Here is a 20,532-nt window from a genome sequence, read left to right as displayed (position 1 = left end):
TTACCGATGGAGTAATTTGAACAACTTAAAACCTCATGTTATCTATTCTTAAGCGTAAAATCAGTAATCTCTTCTAAAAACAGATCTCCGTATTTCTCTAATTTAATTTTACCAACACCTGACACGTTAATAAGTTGTTTCTTACTTTCTGGCATAGTTTGCACCATTTCAAGCAAGGTTGCATCACTAAATACAATATAAGGAGGGATGTCATCCATATCGGCAATCTGTTTACGTAATCGCTTAAGATTATTAAATAAGATTCGTTCTTCGTAGGATAAAATAGTGGTTAAATTAATCGCCCTTGCATAACGATTAAGACGACTTTTCTTAACTATTTCTAATCGTGGTTTGGCTAACTTTAACGATACTTCACCTTTCAATATTGGCCTGGCATTTTCAGTCAATTGCAAAGTGACAAACGTTGAAATATTTTGATGCAAATAACCTAAAAAAATTAACTGTCTTATCACACTATGCCAATAATCAGAAGAGTGCTCTTTACCAATCCCATAGACCGATAACTTATCATGACCATTATCTTTAATTTGCGAACGTCCTGATCCGCGTAGAATATCAATAATATATTGCGCACCATAACGTTGTTCGACTCGATAAACACAAGACAAAATCTTTTGCGCATCAATCAATGCATCATATTGCTCAGGTGGATAAAGACAAATATCACAGTTATTACAAGGTTCGGTTCGGTGTTCACCAAAATAATTTAACAACACAATCCGCCGACAAGTCATACATTGAGCAAACGACTCAATCGCCTCAATTTTATGCTGTTCCACTTGCTTCTGCTCATTATCATATTTTTCAGCAATTTGCTGCTGATACCAATTTAAATCTTTATTATTAAATAGCAGTATCGCCTCTGCTGGGACACCATCACGACCTGCTCGACCTGTTTCTTGATAATAGGCCTCAATCGAACGAGGACAATCTGCATGAACAACAAACCTTACATTAGGCTTATTAATCCCCATACCAAAAGCAACCGTTGCAACAATGATTTGGGTATTATCTTTTAAAAAACTCTCTTGAGCGATTTGGCGTTCATTTGTTGATAGACCTGCATGATAAGCCATAGCAGAAAACCCTCGAGCTACAAGTCTGGTTGTCATATCTTCAACTTTAGAACGGCTAGAACAATAAACAATGCCACTATTGCCTTTTTGTGTTTCAATAAATGATACCACTTGCTCTGTGAGATTAAATTTTTCCACCACCGTATAACGAATATTCGGTCGGTCAAAACTGCGAACGACAACCAACGGATCGACTAAATTAAGCTGGTTAAGAATATCTTGCTGCGTCATTTTATCGGCAGTGGCGGTAAGAGCGATGATGGGCACTTTGGGAAAGCGCATTGATAAATGATTTAATTGACGATATTCAGGTCTAAAATCATGTCCCCATTGTGAAATACAATGCGCTTCATCAATAGCGATTAAGGATGGTGGATGTTGCTCAATCATTGACAAAAACGAAAAAACTGCCAGTCGTTCAGGAGAAATATATAATAGTTTTATTGAATGATTTAAATATTGTTGAATAATATATTGTTGTTCGGTTCCAGATTGAGTCGCATTTAAAAAAGCAGCTGGAATGCCATTTACCAATAACTGATCGACCTGATCTTTCATTAAGGAAATAAGCGGAGAAATCACCAAAGCGGTACCTGGCAAAACTACCGCCGGAATTTGGTAACAAAGGGACTTACCACCACCGGTCGGAATAACAGTTAAAACATCACGTCCGTCAATCACTGATTCAATAATATCTTTTTGTTGATTCCTAAATGACTTATAGCCAAAAACATTATGCAGAACATCTTCAATCTGATCTTTTAGTGACATAATAACCTGAACCAGTAATACTTAATAAAGTTGTGGAGTATAGCCAATTTAAAACTGGCAAACCACTAGCAACTTACATTTACTTATAAACAATAATAAAAATTGAATCAATTTCGAATAATCGTTTGGATTAGAGTAGAAATAGAATAATAAAAATGTGACTATTATTCGATTTTTCAATATAAATTTTGCTTATTTTACCATCAAATTTGTTCGACAGATTAAAAAAACAGCTATTTTTAATTATTTTACTTGAAACAAAACAATTTGCCCGCTAATATTTGCGTGTTTCCAAAATATACGCCCGTAGCTCAGTTGGTTAGAGCATCACCTTGACATGGTGGGGGTCAGTGGTTCGAGTCCACCCGGGCGTACCAATTCAAAGCCTTATCCTACAAAACTTACAAGATATTCTAATTAGCTTTAAAAAAACCGTTGAGGTAAAACCTCTGATAAGAAGTTTGTATTGTTAATATCAAAATAGCTAATTTTTGCAGTCCAATTTCTAAATTTTAGTTGATCACACTACTAATTCAGCTGGTGATTTTAATTCCTTACAGAACTATGGCGTTTTTTTTGGTTATTTATCTGTATAATCAGGCTTCAAATTTACACATTTGACGTTCATCTTTGAAAATTTGTTCGGAACCATTTGCGAAAGACAATAGGCAAATTGTCCATAATTATCGAATTAAGTTTGTAGATTGCTGCCGTGATAGCCAATGCGTGTACTACCCTTCTGATTAGATAACTCATATAGTAGCAATATATCATATATGGAAGCCATTTCTTTCCCATTAATAAATAGCATTATTTTCTCCAATTTTAGATATAAGAAACCACCCGAAGGTGGTTTTTAATATTGTATTTGTGTTTTTTAAAAATTAATATGGTCTTTCTGGGAAAGTGAGATTGATATCATTGACGTCTAATTTTTTTAAATTAATCCGATATAGTTTCCATTTCTTTAGCAATGTAATATCGTCATTAGTTGCGGCATCGAATTCTAACTTATCGTTCAGGATATCAATTTCAATGTTGGCTTCCTTCAACAACGATTCTTTAAATTGCTGATTTTGAGTTATTATTTGTTCACCTGTCAACTTCATTGGTTGCGGATCAACGAGAGTCAATTTATCATTTTCAACTTTTAACGCCCTACCTTCCTCATTGGCTTTTATCGCTGCTTCTGCATATTCTTGATTTGTAATTGTCATATTAATATCCTCTTACTGTCCAACGAACTAGTACTGCTCCAGGAATGCTTGATGTAAACGATGCTAGCCAAAACGCGGTTGGATAAACTTCTGCATAAGCAAACTCAGTTTGAGCCCAAGCACCACTATTAATCTTATCAATACTTATTCCATAATTATATGATTTCATTGGTTTTAGCAAATTAATGAATGTTCCGTGTATTGCATTAATGCTCTTAGTTTCTATATATTGAGCATCAGATTGTTCAATAAATCCATCGGAATAAACTCGATACCAAGCGTTACCATTATGATACGACTCAACAACATATCCGCGATTACTAACAGTATTTAAACTATCTTTAATTGAGTTAATTTTATTATCAACATCAGTTAAATCTGTGATTAATGATTTACCATCCACAGTCGGCATTTTTTTGAACTCAACATTAGAACATATTGAGTGGGTAGTTGTTCCATTTACAATACTTTTTGTCGCAGGTAAAGCACCAATTAGATCAGCAGATGCATTAGCGGTTGTAAGGGCCTCATACCAAGGTCCATTTCCTAACGTGTCTGAGCACCTATAATAAATCCCGGGCCGATTGTTATTAATAATTGAGCGCGTTTCAATGCCCAATGATTCACAAGTAGTTCCACATTGATAATTAGTTAATTTTTCACTCATATTTCCATCCTTTAAACAAAAATTCAAAGTACCAATAAGATAATTGAAATAGTTAATTGTGTTTCAGGTAATGTTCTGTTTATGAGTACTTTATAAAGTGCATTGGATCTGCATTTCATAAAATGACTCGTTAAAGATAATGCCACAATCTAAAAAATTAAGTTAATGAATGGATTTGTAATAAAAAATGATACAAGTGTAGTCAATTAGAAATAATTAATAATAGAAATAAAACCATTTGTAAAATAGTGAAGTTTTGTGTATCTGTTAACTTTATTTAGATTGGCTAAATCATTAATGTTCGATATAACAACGCGTTTACAAAATTCTATATTTAGCTATAATCTTAGCATTTCTACATCATCTTCTCACATATCTATAGCGATGGTGTTTTGAAGTGTTGATATATTTTGATTTCTTTCATTTAGCATTGAATTTTTTGATAGATTTTCAAAGCTTTTGTCCATCTTCTTTAAAATCCCTTTCTCGCCATTCCGAGCCAAAAAATAAAACGATCATAATCACGGTTAAAATCTTTCTTTAACCAACTTTGGAATATCTACACTTCAAATTTATATAAAAAGAGAAATCATTATTGCATGTTGTAGGTAGATTTTATGCAATTCGTCTAAAGAACATTTCCCACTAGGACCGTCACGATAGGATTAATAATTAAATTACAACTATTTGATTAATAAAATTAAAGAATAAAATATTTTAGTTTATGATTCATAAAACTAACCATTTTCAATCTCATACTAACAATAAAATACATCTATTTATATTAGGATGACGCCCAATGATAATGAAATAGAAGTGTCGGGCTAATGTTACGTGCTCAATAGTCACGACGATCATAACTTTGTTCGCTACTAAACTGATATCACTATGTGGAATATAATAGATTTTGTTATATAGTTAGATGCTATGAAGTATTAATTGTGAATATTATATCAGATTTATCAACCTAAAAAGCGCTTAACTTTATGTTAAGGGCTATATGTCCTTTTTCATTTATGATATTATTTAATCAGTATAAAAGGAGCAAAAATGTTTAAGTATTTTCATATAATTCATTTTTTAATGACTCATAATTTAAGTCAACTAAAAGAACATTGGCGAAGAGATATAATCAAAAGAAGAAAATTTAAATGGTCAAGACTACTAAAAACTATCACACGCTCAACAGATCTTAACCCCCGTTATTGGTTTTGGTGGAGGCTTGCTAGAGAAATGCATTTACATGGAAGCAAAAAACAAAAATCAATCTCAAATTTAATAAACCTAGGCTTAATCAAAAACTATAATATTGAAATAACCTTAAATGTAGATATTGGATTTAATCCTTTTATAAGTCACTTCTGTGGCATTGTCATTAACGGTAATGCAGAGATCGGGAATAACTTTATTTGCCGCCAAAATGTCACCATAGGCTGGAAAAGCCACCCTCTCAAGGTAATAATTGGAGATAATGTAAAGATCGGAGCATCAAGCGTAATTTTGGGTGGTGAGATAAAAATAGGTGACAATACAGAGATAGGCGCGATGTCATTTATTACTCGAGATATTCCCAATAACTGTATTGTTTACACAGAGAAAAAGAATAAAATCATTGAAAAAACAATTTATTAAATTATTAGCTAGAGCCATTATGTTTAGCGAAATATCTAGTTGGCTTAACTTTTTTATGCTTATAGAAATTTCAGTAATTCACTACTATCTTCTATATATTAAAATAACTGATTTATATTAAAATGGCATCAGATAGCTACAATATCTAGCTAACTGTCAAAAGTTCCATCATAGATATACACAACGATCATAACTACACTCCATAAATAGACGATCAATTGCTACCTAAATTGTACCAATCATTGTAACCACAAATTTAAGATTTTTGTCTTAACAGCTGCCAGCAATGTTATTATCAACCTTAATTCTACATATGCAGATGAAATAGGCTCGACTTATTGAAAAATCAATCCATATGGTAGTTTTTGTTAACCTTCATCTTCAAAACTTATAATGGCGCAATCATTTTTAATTAAGATTGCGCTATTATTCAATAATTGTCGATAATTGTACTCTATACATATCTACGTGATATAATTATAAGCCATCGGTTTAAATCCAGCCTAGAGTACAAATTCTAAACGCTATTTCTTAATTCTAAATTTTTAGTTTCGAAAATAACTTGTCTGAAAAAACGAGCATATACTAAATTAAACCTAATTAACTCTCTTAAATAAAGTAATAACTGAATAAATAGAGTTTATACCTAAATAGATGTTTTTTAATTTTTTGAATATCATTTTATTTTTACAAAACATGAAAAAACATATATTATATTCACTTTATAGTTTAAATTAAGAAAGTATTATTTGTAACATAATGTTTTATATCAAGTATATAAAATTCCAGTAAGAATTGAGGTGGTAAAAAGTAATTAAGAGAGTTATTTAAATGCTAAACCTATTCAAGTTATTTAGTAAAAAGTCAGACTCAAAAATATATGAACAAGAAGCTGTAGCAGAAATTCCCCCTCCTATTATTTTTGGTGAAAATAACACAATTATTTATAAAGATAATAATAATGAAATTCAAATAAATAACTTCAATTATCAAGATTATTTAATTGGGATTAATCTACATGTTATTGGTAATAATAATACTATTATTATTGATAGTAGCGCTAGTTTTAAAAATTCATCTATTAAAATAGACTATTCGAATAATGGCACCTTAAAAATTGAAGGAAATAGTGAACTAAATAATTTAGAAATAATCGCTGATTTAGCCGATAATTTTTTTATTAGCTTTGGTAGAGATAATAAAGTTCAAGGTGGATTATCTATTATATGTATCGAACATAACTCAGGATTTATATCAGGAAATGAATGTTTGTACTCCCATGGAATAAAAGCTATAAGTGGCGATGGTCATACAATTTTAGACCATAGTTCTGGACAAATCTTAAATAAACCTGAGCATTATATAACAATCGGCGACCATTGTTGGATTGGTGAAAGAGTATTATTAACCAAAAATACGCAAATATCTGATAATTCAATTGTTGCGATGGGTAGCATTGTAACCAAGAATTTTTTAGAAGAAAATATAATTATTGGTGGTAATCCTGCTAAAATCATAAAGGAAAATATTGACTGGCACAGTTGTAGAATTAGTGATTATATAAGAGAATTTCAATAAACGTTAATAGATCTATAATCTATTTTACAACAGCAAGCAGAGTTCTAATCACTTGATTATGAGCTTATCTATTAATTTCAGGCTCATTAAAGCATTCATTTTGAAATTTTATTTCATTGTTTTTTAACTTTCTGATTTACTTTTTATTTAATATTTGCACACTTTTGCGCTATATTAATAATCGATTTGACGTTTTGAAAGAATTCTGATTCATAAATTGTAAGCATTAATAACTATTTTAAAAAATTGATCAATTCCTTGTTTTATAGTTATCAAATATAAACAGTGTATATTCAAATTAATTATTTGTTTAGTTTGATTAATCAATTTTTTTGACTTTAAGGATATTAACAAGCAATTAAACTAGGAGCTACTTCTGATTTTCAATTTTATTTATAACTGAGCTCATACTCATTGACATAATGCGTTTGATGGGTAGGCATTTTTCATTATCAATCAACTTTTGAATTTGATCTAGGATGTCGTAGCACCACGGTTTATTTTGAATCAATTCGTGAACCTTTCTAAGGTTATCTTCTTTCATTTTTTTCAACAAATAGAGTATTTACCTAATTTGATAATATAACTTTTTCTGTTTATTGTTAACCTCTTAATAATTCGATCTAATTGCTTATTAGCATCATTAGAAAGCGATACTGCAATGATAAACTCATTCGCTATCAATCTTCCAAAATTTCACCTCACAAATATCATACAATTTGTTGTTTGTACCGTTGGAATAGCGTTACCAAATTGCCATAACTTCCCAGCAAAAAATCCTTAAACTCGTTTATTTTGTTAAAGAAGAAATTCTTCTATTAACTAGGATTAGTGATATAGGAGGCTCTAATTGGAAGCGTAGATTATATGATTCGCATAAAATTTATCAAATCCTTTTAAATATTTAGAAACAGAATGGGAAAAACTCAAAAAACAATTTAAAGATGCTCTAGATTTTTAAAAAAGTCTAATGACTGTTTGATAGCTGATAAATTTATAGAATAGATTGACATATTAAATTTGACCCCAGCAGGAATCGAACCTGCAACTAGCCCTTAGGAGGGGCTCGTTATATCCATTTAACTATGAGGTCAGCAACGATGATTATTCTAATAAATTTATCAAGATAATGCCATTTAATTAATGAAAAATTTTCTATTTTGAACAAACATGATACAATTCATTTATTCGACAATTTATTATTTTTATTCGGTAACATTATGAAAAAAAGAATAATAGGTATGATGTTCTCAGTTATGGCACTGACAAGTTGCGCAACCTATCAACCTGAAACTAACAGCTATAGTGACCCTTTATCAGGTTTTAATAAAACCATGTTTGATTTTAACTACTATGCACTTGACCCGTATATTTTACGCCCTGCTGCTGTAGTATGGAAAGATTACGTGCCAACACCAATACGTAAAGGCGTTGTGAATTTTTCATCTAACCTTTCTGAACCTGCATCGGTGGTCAATAGTGCTTTACAAGGTGAAGGACGAGAATCGGGTAAACATTTAGCCAGATTCTTCATCAACAGCGTTTTTGGTGTTGCTGGTGTTTTTGATGTTGCAGGAATGGCTGATCCTCAGTTACAAAAAGGTGCTAAACATAGTTTTGGTCAGACATTAGGTCATTACGATGTGCCTTATGGTCCTTATGTTGTGTTGCCTTTCTATGGTTCAGCAACGCTTCGTCAGGAAGGTGGTGATCTTGTTGATTCTTTGTATCCGCCACTTGTTTGGTTAGACTGGGAATGGGCATTAGTGCGTGGCGCTGTTGATGGTATAGAACTTCGCGCCGTAGCAATCGAGTATGAAGATTTACTTAAAAATAGCGATGATCCTTATAACTTTATGCGTAATGCTTACTTCCAACGTAATGATTTTAATGCGTCTGGCGGTAAAGTTGATGAGCAAAAAGAGAAACAACGTCAAGAAAGTATTAACAGCATTATTGGCGATATCGACGCCCAATAATTTTCGCTTCGCCTTAATACTAAATAAATTTGATAAAAAACGCCGATTTGTTCGGTGTTTTTTATTTTCCTTGCATTTCCGGCAAATGATGCCAAAACCGTTTTGGCATATTTTGTCGTTGTAATTTAGGGTTAATTCTTTCTTTAATCGTTAGCGCATTACAATAACGATACCACATGGTTTGAAAACGCTTTTCATCATCTGTCAAATAATCTTGATTGATTTTGTTATCAACAATGAGATGATCATCCTCATTTAGCGAAATTTGCTCAAGCTTTTCTAAATTATAAAAATAACCATACTGGCGCTTTTCATCATAAATTGCCCATTTTTGGTCAGCATAACGATCTTTGAAAAATCGTGTGGTTAATGGTAAAGCATTATAAATAGGCTCAATAACCGCAAAATAGATTTTTTCATCAATATCACTTGCTGGGTTTTGGATACTATTAAATCGTACAAATTGCTGTATATGATGCTTCTCTTTATTCACTTTTTTTGCTATATCGTGAACAGCAAGTACATCTGGATCGCCAAAATCGGTTTCAATTGGGCTGTTTGATTTAAAAACTTTGCAAATATAACGAAAGATGATTAAGTCACTTTCAGGCAGTTCAGATAACCACGTAAACAATAGTTGATTTAGGGCGATCGGCGATAACTTTTTCTGTAATGCCGTGTATACTCTTTCATATTTACTGTTCCGATATTCCACTTGGTGAGATTCCGACAGTAAAAGCGGCACTACGTCATCAGCCGTCAACAAACATTCAGGCATTTTTTTAAGTTTAAACGCATCAAAAACCGCACATAACAGCCCTTCAAAAGTTTTGTCATAATAAAACCCAAGCATAGCTTACCACCCCATCACTAGTTGTTGTGGAATAGGATCTTTGTTAATTTCAATAAGAGGCTGATCTTGCAAACTAAGTCGAATATATTCAGCGGATGAATCAAGTAATTTAAAGGTTCTCATTTCATGACAAACAATAAAGAATTGCGCACGTTTGAGCACCACGCCGATCCGTTTTAATGCTTCGATATTGAGTTTTCGATGTCGTCTTGCCATCACAATTAATTTTGCTGATTTCACACCAATACCTGGTACGCGCAAAATTTTTCGATAACTATCTCGATTTATATCGACAGGAAAAAACTGTGGATTACGAATCGCCCAAGATAATTTTGGATCGACAGTTAAATCAAGATCAGGATGATCATCATTAACAATCTCATCGACGTTAAAATCATAAAAACGTAATAACCAATCTGCTTGATACAAACGGTTTTCACGCACTCTCGGTACTTCTTGCAGTATGGGTAAACGTTTATCATAACTATTTACCGGAATAAATCCCGAATAGTACACTCGCTTCATACTTGGCCGTTTATATAACTTAGCGGTAAGTTGTAATATTTGATTATCCGTTTCATCCGTTGCGCCAATAATTACCTGCGTGCTTTGTCCTGCTGGCACAAATTTGGGTGTGGATTTGAGTTTTTTACGGTCTTCAATATTTTCTAGCAAATTCTGTTGAATATGGCGCATGGGTTGATAGATAGTTTGATGATCTTTATCCGGCGCAAGCAGTTTCAAATTGCGTTCCGTTGGGATCTCAAGATTGACACTCATTCGGTCTACCAATAACCCTGCTTCACGAATTAACTCATTACTTGCCCCCGGGATCGCCTTCATATGGATATAACCATTGAAGTGATATTCTTGGCGTAAAATTTTGACCACGCGAATCATTTTTTCCATGGTATGATCAGCACTACGCACAATACCAGAGCTTAAAAAAAGTCCTTCAATATAATTACGACGATAAAATTCAATCGTTAAATCAGCTAACTCTTTCGGCGTAAATCCAGCGCGAGGAATATCATTGCTTTGGCGATTGATACAGTAAGCACAATCAAACATGCAGTAATTGGTCAACATGATTTTTAGTAACGAAACACATCGGCCATCAGCAGTAAAGGAATGACAGATACCACAGCGTGAAGCACTACCAATGCCTTTGTTTTTATTACTGCGAGAAGTACCGCTAGATGCACACGAAATATCGTATTTTGCTGATTCCGCCAATATCTCAAGCTTTGATATCATTTTGTCTTGAATCATAATTATCACCAATAACTGTATATATTCACAGTATTATAGCGATTTTAGATGCCTTAGCAAGTAAATAATCCGATCTAAAATAACAAAGGTTTGTACTATTGAACCACTTTCATAAGCATTTTTATTAAGGAAGTATTAATAATATGTAAAGATTATTAATGCTATTGATAACTTATTTTACAAACCTCACCTTATTTAAATATTAATAAATAAAATCAATCATAGGGTATTGTTCAGCTTACAAGTGTACGCTATAATCAGTCCAATTTTTCATACGAAGCCAGTTAACTTAGGAGTAAAGCATTAGATGAAACGTGTAGTAATTACCGGATTAGGTATTCTTTCAAGCATTGGGAATAATACTAAAGAAGTTTTAGAGTCGTTGAGAGTGGGCCGAAGCGGTATTACTTTCTCGCAAGAAATGAAAGATAGCGGAATGCGAAGTCATGTATGTGGTAATGTTAAATTAGACACCACTGGATTAATAGATCGTAAAGTTGTCCGTTTTATGAACGATGCTTCTATTTATGGGTATCTTGCACTACAACAAGCAATCGAAGATGCAAAATTAACCCCAGAACAAGTATCTAATCCGCGCACTGGTCTCATTGCTGGTTATGGTGGTTCAACTAAAACTCAATACAATGTTGTTGCTGGCATGAAAGAAAAAGGTTTACGAGGTGTTGGCCCTTATGCAGTAACGAAATCAATGTCATCAGCAATTTCTGCATGTCTAGCTACCCCATTTAAAATTAAAGGTATTAGCTACTCAATGACATCTGCGTGTGCAACCTCTGTTCACTGTATTGGTCATGCAGCTGAACTTATCCAACTTGGTAAACAAGACGTGGTTTTTGCTGGTGGTGGTGAAGAATTATGTTGGGAAATGTCATGTGAATTTGACGCAATGGGTGCATTATCCACCAAATATAATGACACACCAGAAAAAGCATCTCGTGCTTATGATAAAAACCGTGATGGTTTTGTTATTGCTGGCGGTGCAGGAATGGTGGTGGTTGAAGAGCTTGAACATGCTCTTGCCCGTGGCGCGCACATCTATGGTGAATTAGTTGGTTATGGCGCAACATCTGATGGTTATGACATGGTTGCGCCATCTGGTGAAGGTGCAATGCGTTGTATGCAACTAGCTATTCAAGATCTTGATGGACCAGTTGATTATATCAATACTCACGGTACTTCAACACCTGTTGGTGACGTTAAAGAATTATGGGCAATTAAACAAGTATTTGGTGATAACATCCCGGCTATCTCTTCAACTAAATCAATGACAGGTCACTCATTAAGTGCAACGGGAGCCCAAGAATTGATCTACTCACTACTTATGCTTGAACACGGTTTTATCACACCAAGCATCAATATTGATGAACTTGCTGATGAAGCAGTAGGCATGAACATTATCACCGAACCGACCGAGCGTGAATTAACGACAGTCATGTCAAATAGTTTCGGTTTTGGTGGTACTAATGCTTCAATTGTAATGAAAAAATATAAAGCATAAAACCAGTTTGTATGTAACTCCAAGTTGAAAATCGCACTAGCCATTGGTTAGTGCGATTTTTTATTGCGGATTGCATAGTTAATCAGTTGTTAGATGAGGATAGTTATAACACTTTACTTAAAAACAACTGGGTTCTTTCATTTTGTGGTCGAGTGAAGATTTGCTCAGGCGAGCCTTGTTCTTGAATAATACCCTGATCGATAAAAATAACCCGAGTCGACATCTCTCTGGCAAACCCCATTTCATGGGTGACAACCACCATGGTCATCCCCTCTTGCGCGAGTGACTTCATTACCGCCAATACCTCACCAACTAACTCAGGATCAAGCGCCGAAGTTGGTTCGTCAAAAAGCATCACTTTCGGGTCCATCATTAATGCACGAGCAATCGCAACACGTTGTTGTTGTCCACCTGATAATTGATTGGGATAAGCATCAATCTTATCAATCAATCCAACCTTAACTAACAGACCTTCCGCCTTAGTTATGGCCTCATTTTTGGGCATTTTCTTTACATCCATTGGTGCCAAAATGAGATTTTGCAACACTGTCATATGCGGAAAAAGATTAAAGCGTTGAAAAACCATACCTACCGATTCACGCAATTGATTAATATTGGTTTTAGCGTCAGGTAATTTAAATCCATTAACTTCAATCTCCCCTGAAGTAATATCTTCTAATCCATTAATGCAACGTAAAAAAGTGCTTTTTCCTGATCCGGAAGGACCTATAATTGAAATCACCTCTTTTTCCTGAATATCACAAGAAATACCACGTAACACATGGATAGTACCAAATTGTTTTTGTAGATTTTTAATGTGAATCACTTTTGCCTAACCTTTTTTCTAAATATTTAACCAATAATGAAAGCGAGAACGTCATTACCCAATATACTATGGAAATAACAATATAAGGTTCAGAGTAAGAACCATACGCAGCACCTGATGTTCTTGCGGCAAAAGCTAAATCAGCAAGACCGATGGCAGCACCGAGTGACGAGTCTTTCAAAATAGCAATGGCATTATTACCTAACGGAGGAAGCATGCGTTTAAAAGCCTGCGGTAAAATCACCTTACGCATGGTACTGCCATAACTCATTCCAAGTGACCTTGCCGCTTCCATTTGGCCTTTATCGATTGATTCGATACCTGCTCTAAAAATTTCGGAAATATAGGCTCCAGCATTTAATGTAATTGCCGTAACACAAGAAATAAAAGCACCATACTCCGAACGCCAATAGCGAGCGGTAGCCACTGAGATAAGATTATCAGAGACCAATAATCCATCACGCGGATTTAGAAAAAACGGCATTAAAACATAATGCACTACCATGATTTGTACAAATAATGGTGTACCGCGAAAAGCACTAACATAAATTTTGACAGGCCATTGCACGCCATAATAAAGCACCCATTTCCACAAACCATATTTGGTGGATGCTGTTCGTCCAATACCTAAAGTCAATCCCCATAATGTCCCTAAAATCACACAAATAATAGTACATTGAACGGTAGTTTTTGCCCCTTCTATAAAAAGGGGGGTATATTCTTCAACAATTTGCCAATTAAATGCCATGACAATTCCACTTTACTCTTTAGAATCTAATGGTAAAGATGGAACATTGCTATCGAACCATTTTTTATAAATTGCAGCGTAAGTCCCGTTTGCAACAATCTTTTTAAGTCCTTCATTGATGCTATTACGTAGCTCAGTATTACCTTTAGCGACAGCTATACCAAAGTATTGCGATTCAAACGTATCATCATAAACTAAATTAAAATCTTTGCCGGGGTGCATTTTGATATAAAACTTAACTACACCAACATCACCAACCGCAGCACTAATGCCTTCTTCATAAAGTTCTTGAAGTAACAACGGAGTATTATCAAAACGTTTGATTGCCGTACTATTTTTACCTAATACTTTAGAAACAACCACATCAGCAGTACTACCGTTAACTACTCCAACAGTATGACTACTTAAATCATTAATTGATTTAATCTCAGTTGAATTTTGTGAAACGATAACTTGTTCAGCAGGAAAATAAGGCAATGAAAAATCGACAGAATTTTTACGTTTATCCGTAATCGTAATACCTGAAATAATGATATCGCGTTCACCATTATCTAAAGTAGCAAAAATACCTTCCCAAGGGGTGTTGATTAATTTGATGTTGAAGTTTTGTACTTCAGCAATCGCTTTAATAAGATCAATATCAAAACCTTCTAATTGTTTATCACTATTTTCGTATTCAAAGGGTCGATAGGTTCCACCAGCACCAACCACATAAGTTTGCTCGCTAGCAAAACTAAATGAAGAGATTAATAATAACAATGAAGATAAAATAACAGTAAAAAGAGAGTTGCGCATACACAGTCCTATCCATAAATAAGTGTTCAAAATATAATAACTTTTAAGCAAAATATTGCAACTTATTATTTAACTTGATTATTATTCTTGATTAAAAGATTGATGCATTTCGAGAGGCTAGATACCCTGCCCCTCAACTTTTTAGGTCAATTGCGTTCTATTTTTACCGTTGCTGCTCATTGCAAATCTTCATTCAGTATGAAATTAAGGATATTAACTAATACCACTAACCATTCACGTTTTCATTGATTGATATCAATAACGAACCGATTCTCGTTTAACTAAGTAAGGTTTAAATAGAAACTCGCGAGGTTCGATTTTATCGCCATTAAGCATTGCAATTAGGCGATCAACCATTAATGTTGCCATATCCGATAATGGTGAAGCTATCGATGTTAATGACGGACTAAACAGGGTATCTAAAAACATATTATCGATACCAATAACGGAGATATCTTGCGGGATTTTCACGCCTAAGCGAGTTAATTCAGAAATAATACCTATCGCTAACATATCGTTAATAGCGACTATTCCATCAGGCAACGCTTTGTTGTTTTTGATAATTTCATTTGCCAATAATTTACCTATTTCCGCTAATTCACTATCACCATAAGCAAATTGCGCCGTACCTTCAATAATACGATTATTAGTACTTAAACCGGCACTTTTTAAACTATCTAAAAAACCTAATATTTTGTTATTCCGACTGGTAATATTTCCTTTTATCGTAGCAAAGACAATATTTTTGCACCCTTGCTGTAATAAAAAATCTGCTGCAAGTTTTCCTGCTTGGAAATTATCCATTGAAATACTATCAATCAGAATTTTTTTGTTGTTATGAGCTTCCTCTGAAGTTAATCCGTCATAATTTACCATCACCATCCCTTTATTAATGGCGTTAATAAAATGTTTCTTTTCAATTGACGATGAAACCACTATGACACCTTTAACCCCAAAAGACAGCAGATCATTGAGAAACAATTTTTCTTGTTTATCTTGACGAGAGGTGTTGGCCAATAGGACTTGATAACCATATTTTTCTTTAGCTATTGATTCAATGTTGTTAACTAAGGCAGCAAAATTTGGATTCATGATGGAAGGAACTAATATCCCTAACATCTTTACATGTCCGGTTTTCAATTGTTGCGCAAGTTTATTCGGATGATATTTTAATACTTTGATACTCTCTTCTATGCGCTTTAATGTTTCTTTTCGCATTTGGTCTATTCGGCCATTTAATACATTAGAGACAGTACTTACAGAGACGCCGGCATGTTTAGCAACATCGCGAATGTCAACCATACTAAATTCCTTAAAGATTTTTATACGCTTTTAGATAAAATACACTATACAAAAAGTTTAGTAACAACTGAACTTATTTTAAAAGATGAGTATAAATAAAGATGGTAATTATGTTAATCAAGTTGTTTACAATTACACTAGTTGATTAAAAATTAATTTGCTAATTAAGTAAAACTTAACTAGCAAATTGATGGTATTAATATCCCATTATGTTAGGTAACCATGTTGTAATAAATGGGAATAAAGCGACTAAGATTATTCCAACAAATATTACCATCTGATATTTAAGCATAGGTTTCATAACATCTTTCATTGTTACTCCACAAATGGTACAGGTAGCATAGAGCCCTAATCCAATTGGCGGAGAAAACAATCCAAAACCCATAGCAAAAACCATTACTATACCATAATGTAATGGATGGAATCCTAGTTGAATTGCAATTGGTACCAGAATAGGAGCAAATATAATTAATGCTGGTGCACCTTCTAATACAGAGCCAAATACAATGAGTATTAAAATCGATAAGATTAAAAATAACCATGCGCCATGATTAGTACCGATAGATACCAAGATATCAGCACATTTTTGCGGGATCATCTCAATGGTTAATGCGTAAGATAAACTTGTTGCTGAGGCAACAATAAATAACAACATCCCTGACATGGCTGACATATCAATAAACAATTTGATGGTTGCTTTTAAGGTTAATTCTCTAAATGCAATGCGACCAACGACTATAGCGTAAACCACAGCAAAAGCCGAGATTTCTGTTGATGTAGCAATTCCAGCCACCACACCACGACCAATCATAAGAATCATTAATAACCCAACAGCTGCACCAAGGATTAACTGTTTTTTAGGCATAAGAACAGGATAAGCATCCGATACATTGATTTTCTTTCCAAAAATATTAGCCGTGATTAATAAAATAATTAACAAACATACGGCTGGTACTATACCGGCAATAAATAAAGCACCAATTGAAATATTTGCAACAAAGCCCATAACGATCAGATTAACACAAGGAGGGATTGATTCAGCCATTACCGCTGAGGCGGCAAATACACCGGCTGCATCTTCGCGACTCTGCTTTGTTCTTTTTACCGCTGGCATTAATACGCCACCGACTGCGGCTACATCAGCTAATTTTGAACCAGAAATACCAGAAAAAAAGGCCATGGATAACACGGTAGTCATATTCAAACCGCCTTTGAATCTACCCATTCCTCTAACAATAAATTCGACTAAACGAGAAGACATACCATTGATTTCCATTGCCGAACCAGCAAGTAAGAAAAATGGTATCGCTAATAATACGAAATGGTCTACGCCTGCCGAAACTTGTTGGGCGAAAAATACAAATGGTAAAGTTGGATTACTTAAGAAAAATACCATCGAAGATAGACCCAAAGTAAAGGCTATCGGAATCCCAGCTATAATTCCTAAGAAAAAACAAGCAAACATAAAAAAGGCTGGTAATGACTCTAATTCAGGAAATAATGAATAACCAGTAAAACCAATAACAATTAACCCTAAAACGCCAATACCACTTCTCAATACTATTTTCTTTTCTTGTTGAAATACATGTTCTAACGTTGCAACAAACATGACTATAGCGCCAATAAATACCGGTATATAAAATAATGCTAACGGCATGCCGGTTTCAGTTGTTTGTTCTAACGATATATAAACCAAATCATAACTTGAAATGACGAGACCAATTGAGACAAAGACTAAAATCCAGCGAGTACTATGCACAACATAGGCTCTTAGCGAGCTAGGTAATAATCCTAAAAATAAATCTATCCCTATATGCCCACCTCTGCCTGAAGAAGTGGCAACACCGAAAAAGACTAACGCTATCATTAATGCTCTAGCTACCTCTTCCGCCCACTCTAAAGGTGAATGGAAAGCATAGCGAAATATAACAGATGAAAATACCACAAGAACATTAATAAAGAGTGATAATCCCCCTAAAATCGCAGTTATTTTTGTTAAAAATCGACTTAATGGGGATATCACTGGGACAAGTAATGTGTTTGTACCAGTAATATCTGACATAACTTTCTCCTGACAACACTCTAAATTATTCAATTGATTGAATAAATTCTACAATTTCTTTTGTTTGTGGATATTTTTTAACAAAATCTTCATGCACATGTTTTGTTTTTTCTTTGTAATAAGCTCTATCCACAGTAACAAAATTGACACCTAGTGATTTAAGTTCATCGATAGCTTTTTGTTCAGAACTTGCCGATAAACTTCTTTCATGATCGGTTGCCTCTTTAGCTGCCGCAATAAAATCCTCTTTAAGTTCAGCTGGAAGGCGTTCAAAAGCATTTTTATTCATTACCGCTACGATTGGGTTATAAATATGTTGACTTAAAATAGCGTTTTTAGTTTGTTCATAATATTTACTGGTCAAAACAGTCGGTGCATCGTGTTCAACACCATCAATAACCCCCATCTGTAAGCCAGAATAAACTTCACCACCAGGCATAGGAATTGGCACAGCCCCCATACTTTTTATGGTTTCAAGGAAGTTAGGTACTGGAAGTGCTCTAATTTTAAGACTGTTCAAATCTTCCGGTTGATTGACTGGTTTTTTGGTATAGATATTTCTTGCACCCAAGCTATAACCAAATCCTAATACTTTAATATTGGCTTTTGTTTGCATAATTGAAGCAAGTTTGGTACCCGCATCACCATCTAATGATCGACCGACATGATCCATATCATTAAATAAATAACCTGAATCAAGAATACCTATCTCTGGTACAATCGTAGACCAAATAGACGTACCCGAAATCATGATATCAATTGCACCAATTTTTACCTGTTGTGCAGCATCGGCTTCTTTACCTAACATGGCATTAGGAAAATAGCTAAATTTAACTTTATCATTTACTCGTTTGGCTAAATTTTCTTTGAAGCTGGCATACCATATATAATGAGCAGAATTATCGTTTTCAGGTAGGGAAGAATAAACTCTGACATTAACTTGAGGTGCCGCATAAGATATTTGCGGAACCAATGCAAAAGAGGACAAGCACAATACAGCGCCAGTTATAATTTTTGTTGATAGCTGTTTTAAATTATTCATATTAAAAACCTTAATTTAGATTAATTGCAAAAAACTTTTTCATCCCGTACCAGCTATAACGTTTTACTGTAACGTTATAGTTAACTATAATTTCAATTAGATAAATTAGTAAACAAGTTTTTTAAGAAAATGTTAAATGTGTGATTTAGATCATATTTAAGAAAAATAATTAAACTGTAACGTTTTAGTGAATTACTTGTTGCAACCTAGCTTGATCGACTAAAGCTACTATTTTGATAAAAATACGATTATTTTATTCTGTGATTTATGTCACATTTTCTAAAAAAATTGGCTATATAATTTAAAACTCATCCCGTTACCAGTAACAGTCAAATTTTATTTCACATAAATTATCTAAAAGGAGATAAAAATGGGTAAGTTATCTGGTAAAAAAGTATTTATTACAGGTGCAGAACAAGGTATCGGCAAAGCAACAGCAAAAGAGCTGATTGAAGCCGGTTGTGATGTTTACCTGCACTATTTTAGTGGCGAAGAAGGCCCTAAAGAGTTAGTTGAGCTAGCCAATAAATTAGGTCAAAGAGCCGAATATGGTTACGCAGATTTAACCAAAGAAGAAGAAACACAACAATGTGTTAATGCGGCAGCAAAATTTTTAGGTGGCATTGATATTCTTATCAATAATGTAGGCGGAATTATTGCCAGAAAATGGTTAGGTGAAATTGATAAACAATTTTGGCAAACCGTAATTGATGTCAATATGACTACCATGTTAAATGTTACCCAAAATGCACTACCATATTTAAAACAAGCTAAAGATGGTGCTAGTATTATCAATCTAGCGTCGTTAGCTGGTCGATCTGGTGGTCATGCTGGTTCATTAGTTTACTCAATGACCAAAGGTGCGGTTTTAACTTGGACGCGATCTTTAGCTGCAGAACTTGGTGAGCATGGTATCCGAGTTAATGCTGTTGCGCCTGGTCTTATTCTTGGTACTCGTTTTCACAATCAGCATACCACTAAAGAGTCAGCAGATGAAACCATAAGATCCATTCCATTAGGTCGAGCTGGTAGTTCTGAAGATGTCGCGCGGGTTATTAAATTTTTAGCATCAGAATACGACGGTTTTGTTTCTGGCGCGACAATCGATATTAATGGTGGAGTTTATAGAATGTAATTAGTTGACTTGACATAATGTAAAGTTATGTCAAGAA

At 34.0% G+C, this 20,532-nt stretch carries 16 protein-coding genes and 2 tRNA genes; 6 read left to right on the top strand and 12 right to left on the bottom strand.

Annotation, left to right across the window (positions count from 1 at the left end):
• Positions 1 to 38: 38 nt before the first annotated feature.
• A complete protein-coding gene (recQ, locus tag DKK79_RS05990; RefSeq protein ID WP_110423274.1) occupies positions 39 to 1,868 on the bottom strand; it encodes a DNA helicase RecQ in 1,830 nt (609 codons plus the stop codon).
• A gap of 300 nt (positions 1,869 to 2,168) precedes the next feature.
• On the opposite strand from recQ, the gene DKK79_RS05985 reads away from it, so the two are divergent.
• Positions 2,169 to 2,245 (top strand) — tRNA-Val (locus tag DKK79_RS05985).
• A 507-nt stretch (positions 2,246 to 2,752) separates the two neighbouring features.
• Here DKK79_RS05985 and DKK79_RS05980 read toward each other — a convergent pair.
• Entirely contained in the window at positions 2,753 to 3,085 is a 333-nt protein-coding gene (locus tag DKK79_RS05980; RefSeq protein ID WP_110423273.1) for a tail fiber assembly protein, read from the bottom strand.
• A 1-nt stretch (position 3,086) separates the two neighbouring features.
• Positions 3,087 to 3,752, bottom strand: coding sequence for a hypothetical protein (locus DKK79_RS05975; RefSeq protein ID WP_110423272.1), 666 nt, complete (start codon positions 3,750 to 3,752; stop codon positions 3,087 to 3,089).
• Between the two features lie 1,050 nt (positions 3,753 to 4,802).
• Here DKK79_RS05975 and DKK79_RS05970 point away from each other — a divergent pair.
• Both DKK79_RS05970 and DKK79_RS05965 read left to right on the top strand, forming a co-directional pair.
• Positions 4,803 to 5,384 (top strand): serine acetyltransferase, encoded by a 582-nt coding sequence (locus DKK79_RS05970; RefSeq protein WP_110423271.1) that lies wholly within the window; start codon positions 4,803 to 4,805, stop codon positions 5,382 to 5,384.
• Positions 5,385 to 6,215: 831 nt separating this feature from the next.
• Positions 6,216 to 6,962, top strand: a complete 747-nt coding sequence (locus tag DKK79_RS05965; RefSeq protein WP_110423270.1) for an acyltransferase — start codon at positions 6,216 to 6,218, stop codon at positions 6,960 to 6,962.
• Positions 6,963 to 7,983: 1,021 nt separating this feature from the next.
• On the opposite strand, the gene DKK79_RS05960 is transcribed toward DKK79_RS05965, so the two are convergent.
• Positions 7,984 to 8,055, bottom strand: a tRNA-Arg gene (locus tag DKK79_RS05960).
• A gap of 127 nt (positions 8,056 to 8,182) precedes the next feature.
• Here DKK79_RS05960 and DKK79_RS05955 point away from each other — a divergent pair.
• On the top strand, positions 8,183 to 8,941 hold the full coding sequence (locus DKK79_RS05955; protein WP_110423269.1) for an MlaA family lipoprotein: 759 nt from the start codon (positions 8,183 to 8,185) through the stop codon (positions 8,939 to 8,941).
• A 61-nt stretch (positions 8,942 to 9,002) separates the two neighbouring features.
• Here DKK79_RS05955 and DKK79_RS05950 read toward each other — a convergent pair whose 3' ends face one another.
• Entirely contained in the window at positions 9,003 to 9,794 is a 792-nt protein-coding gene (locus DKK79_RS05950; protein WP_110423268.1) for a TIGR03915 family putative DNA repair protein, read from the bottom strand.
• 3 nt (positions 9,795 to 9,797) lie between these two features.
• Positions 9,798 to 11,063, bottom strand: coding sequence for a putative DNA modification/repair radical SAM protein (locus tag DKK79_RS05945; RefSeq protein ID WP_110423319.1), 1,266 nt, complete (start codon positions 11,061 to 11,063; stop codon positions 9,798 to 9,800).
• Between the two features lie 310 nt (positions 11,064 to 11,373).
• Here DKK79_RS05945 and fabB point away from each other — a divergent pair, with 310 nt between their 5' ends.
• Positions 11,374 to 12,585 (top strand): beta-ketoacyl-ACP synthase I, encoded by a 1,212-nt coding sequence (gene fabB, locus DKK79_RS05940; RefSeq protein ID WP_110423267.1) that lies wholly within the window; start codon positions 11,374 to 11,376, stop codon positions 12,583 to 12,585.
• Positions 12,586 to 12,688: 103 nt separating this feature from the next.
• On the opposite strand, the gene DKK79_RS05935 is transcribed toward fabB, so the two are convergent.
• The 6 genes from DKK79_RS05935 to DKK79_RS05910 all read right to left on the bottom strand — a co-directional run bounded on the left by DKK79_RS05935 (position 12,689) and on the right by DKK79_RS05910 (position 19,360).
• A complete protein-coding gene (locus tag DKK79_RS05935) occupies positions 12,689 to 13,411 on the bottom strand; it encodes an amino acid ABC transporter ATP-binding protein (RefSeq protein WP_110423266.1) in 723 nt (240 codons plus the stop codon).
• Positions 13,398 to 14,159, bottom strand: coding sequence for an amino acid ABC transporter permease (locus tag DKK79_RS05930; RefSeq protein ID WP_110423265.1), 762 nt, complete (start codon positions 14,157 to 14,159; stop codon positions 13,398 to 13,400). The genes DKK79_RS05935 and DKK79_RS05930 overlap by 14 nt, the downstream gene beginning before the upstream one ends.
• A gap of 12 nt (positions 14,160 to 14,171) precedes the next feature.
• A complete protein-coding gene (locus tag DKK79_RS05925; RefSeq protein WP_110423264.1) occupies positions 14,172 to 14,954 on the bottom strand; it encodes a basic amino acid ABC transporter substrate-binding protein in 783 nt (260 codons plus the stop codon).
• Between the two features lie 255 nt (positions 14,955 to 15,209).
• On the bottom strand, positions 15,210 to 16,256 hold the full coding sequence (locus DKK79_RS05920) for a LacI family DNA-binding transcriptional regulator (protein ID WP_110423263.1): 1,047 nt from the start codon (positions 16,254 to 16,256) through the stop codon (positions 15,210 to 15,212).
• A 196-nt stretch (positions 16,257 to 16,452) separates the two neighbouring features.
• Positions 16,453 to 18,318, bottom strand: a complete 1,866-nt coding sequence (locus DKK79_RS05915) for a TRAP transporter large permease (RefSeq protein ID WP_110423262.1) — start codon at positions 18,316 to 18,318, stop codon at positions 16,453 to 16,455.
• A 25-nt stretch (positions 18,319 to 18,343) separates the two neighbouring features.
• Entirely contained in the window at positions 18,344 to 19,360 is a 1,017-nt protein-coding gene (locus tag DKK79_RS05910; RefSeq protein ID WP_110423261.1) for a TRAP transporter substrate-binding protein, read from the bottom strand.
• 370 nt (positions 19,361 to 19,730) lie between these two features.
• Here DKK79_RS05910 and DKK79_RS05905 point away from each other — a divergent pair, with 370 nt between their 5' ends.
• Entirely contained in the window at positions 19,731 to 20,495 is a 765-nt protein-coding gene (locus DKK79_RS05905) for an SDR family NAD(P)-dependent oxidoreductase (protein WP_110423260.1), read from the top strand.
• Positions 20,496 to 20,532 lie beyond the last annotated feature (37 nt).

Source organism: Gilliamella apicola, from assembly GCF_003202915.1.
Lineage (GTDB): Bacteria > Pseudomonadota > Gammaproteobacteria > Enterobacterales > Orbaceae > Gilliamella > Gilliamella apicola_Q.
Note: the sequence above shows the minus strand (reverse complement) of the source record. Positions and strands in the feature narration are given on the sequence as shown.

Excerpts from the sequence above, each read along its gene's own strand:
- DKK79_RS05920 (WP_110423263.1), bottom strand. The coding sequence starts at position 16,256 with ATGGTTGACATTCGCGATGTTGCTAAACATGCCGGCGTCTCTGTAAGT.
- DKK79_RS05905 (WP_110423260.1), top strand. The coding sequence starts at position 19,731 with ATGGGTAAGTTATCTGGTAAAAAAGTATTTATTACAGGTGCAGAACAA.
- fabB (WP_110423267.1), top strand. The coding sequence starts at position 11,374 with ATGAAACGTGTAGTAATTACCGGATTAGGTATTCTTTCAAGCATTGGG.
- DKK79_RS05910 (WP_110423261.1), bottom strand. The coding sequence starts at position 19,360 with ATGAATAATTTAAAACAGCTATCAACAAAAATTATAACTGGCGCTGTA.
- DKK79_RS05970 (WP_110423271.1), top strand. The coding sequence starts at position 4,803 with ATGTTTAAGTATTTTCATATAATTCATTTTTTAATGACTCATAATTTA.
- DKK79_RS05965 (WP_110423270.1), top strand. The coding sequence starts at position 6,216 with ATGCTAAACCTATTCAAGTTATTTAGTAAAAAGTCAGACTCAAAAATA.
- recQ (WP_110423274.1), bottom strand. The coding sequence starts at position 1,868 with ATGTCACTAAAAGATCAGATTGAAGATGTTCTGCATAATGTTTTTGGC.
- DKK79_RS05925 (WP_110423264.1), bottom strand. The coding sequence starts at position 14,954 with ATGCGCAACTCTCTTTTTACTGTTATTTTATCTTCATTGTTATTATTA.
- DKK79_RS05980 (WP_110423273.1), bottom strand. The coding sequence starts at position 3,085 with ATGACAATTACAAATCAAGAATATGCAGAAGCAGCGATAAAAGCCAAT.
- DKK79_RS05975 (WP_110423272.1), bottom strand. The coding sequence starts at position 3,752 with ATGAGTGAAAAATTAACTAATTATCAATGTGGAACTACTTGTGAATCA.
- DKK79_RS05950 (WP_110423268.1), bottom strand. The coding sequence starts at position 9,794 with ATGCTTGGGTTTTATTATGACAAAACTTTTGAAGGGCTGTTATGTGCG.
- DKK79_RS05915 (WP_110423262.1), bottom strand. The coding sequence starts at position 18,318 with ATGTCAGATATTACTGGTACAAACACATTACTTGTCCCAGTGATATCC.
- DKK79_RS05955 (WP_110423269.1), top strand. The coding sequence starts at position 8,183 with ATGAAAAAAAGAATAATAGGTATGATGTTCTCAGTTATGGCACTGACA.
- DKK79_RS05930 (WP_110423265.1), bottom strand. The coding sequence starts at position 14,159 with ATGGCATTTAATTGGCAAATTGTTGAAGAATATACCCCCCTTTTTATA.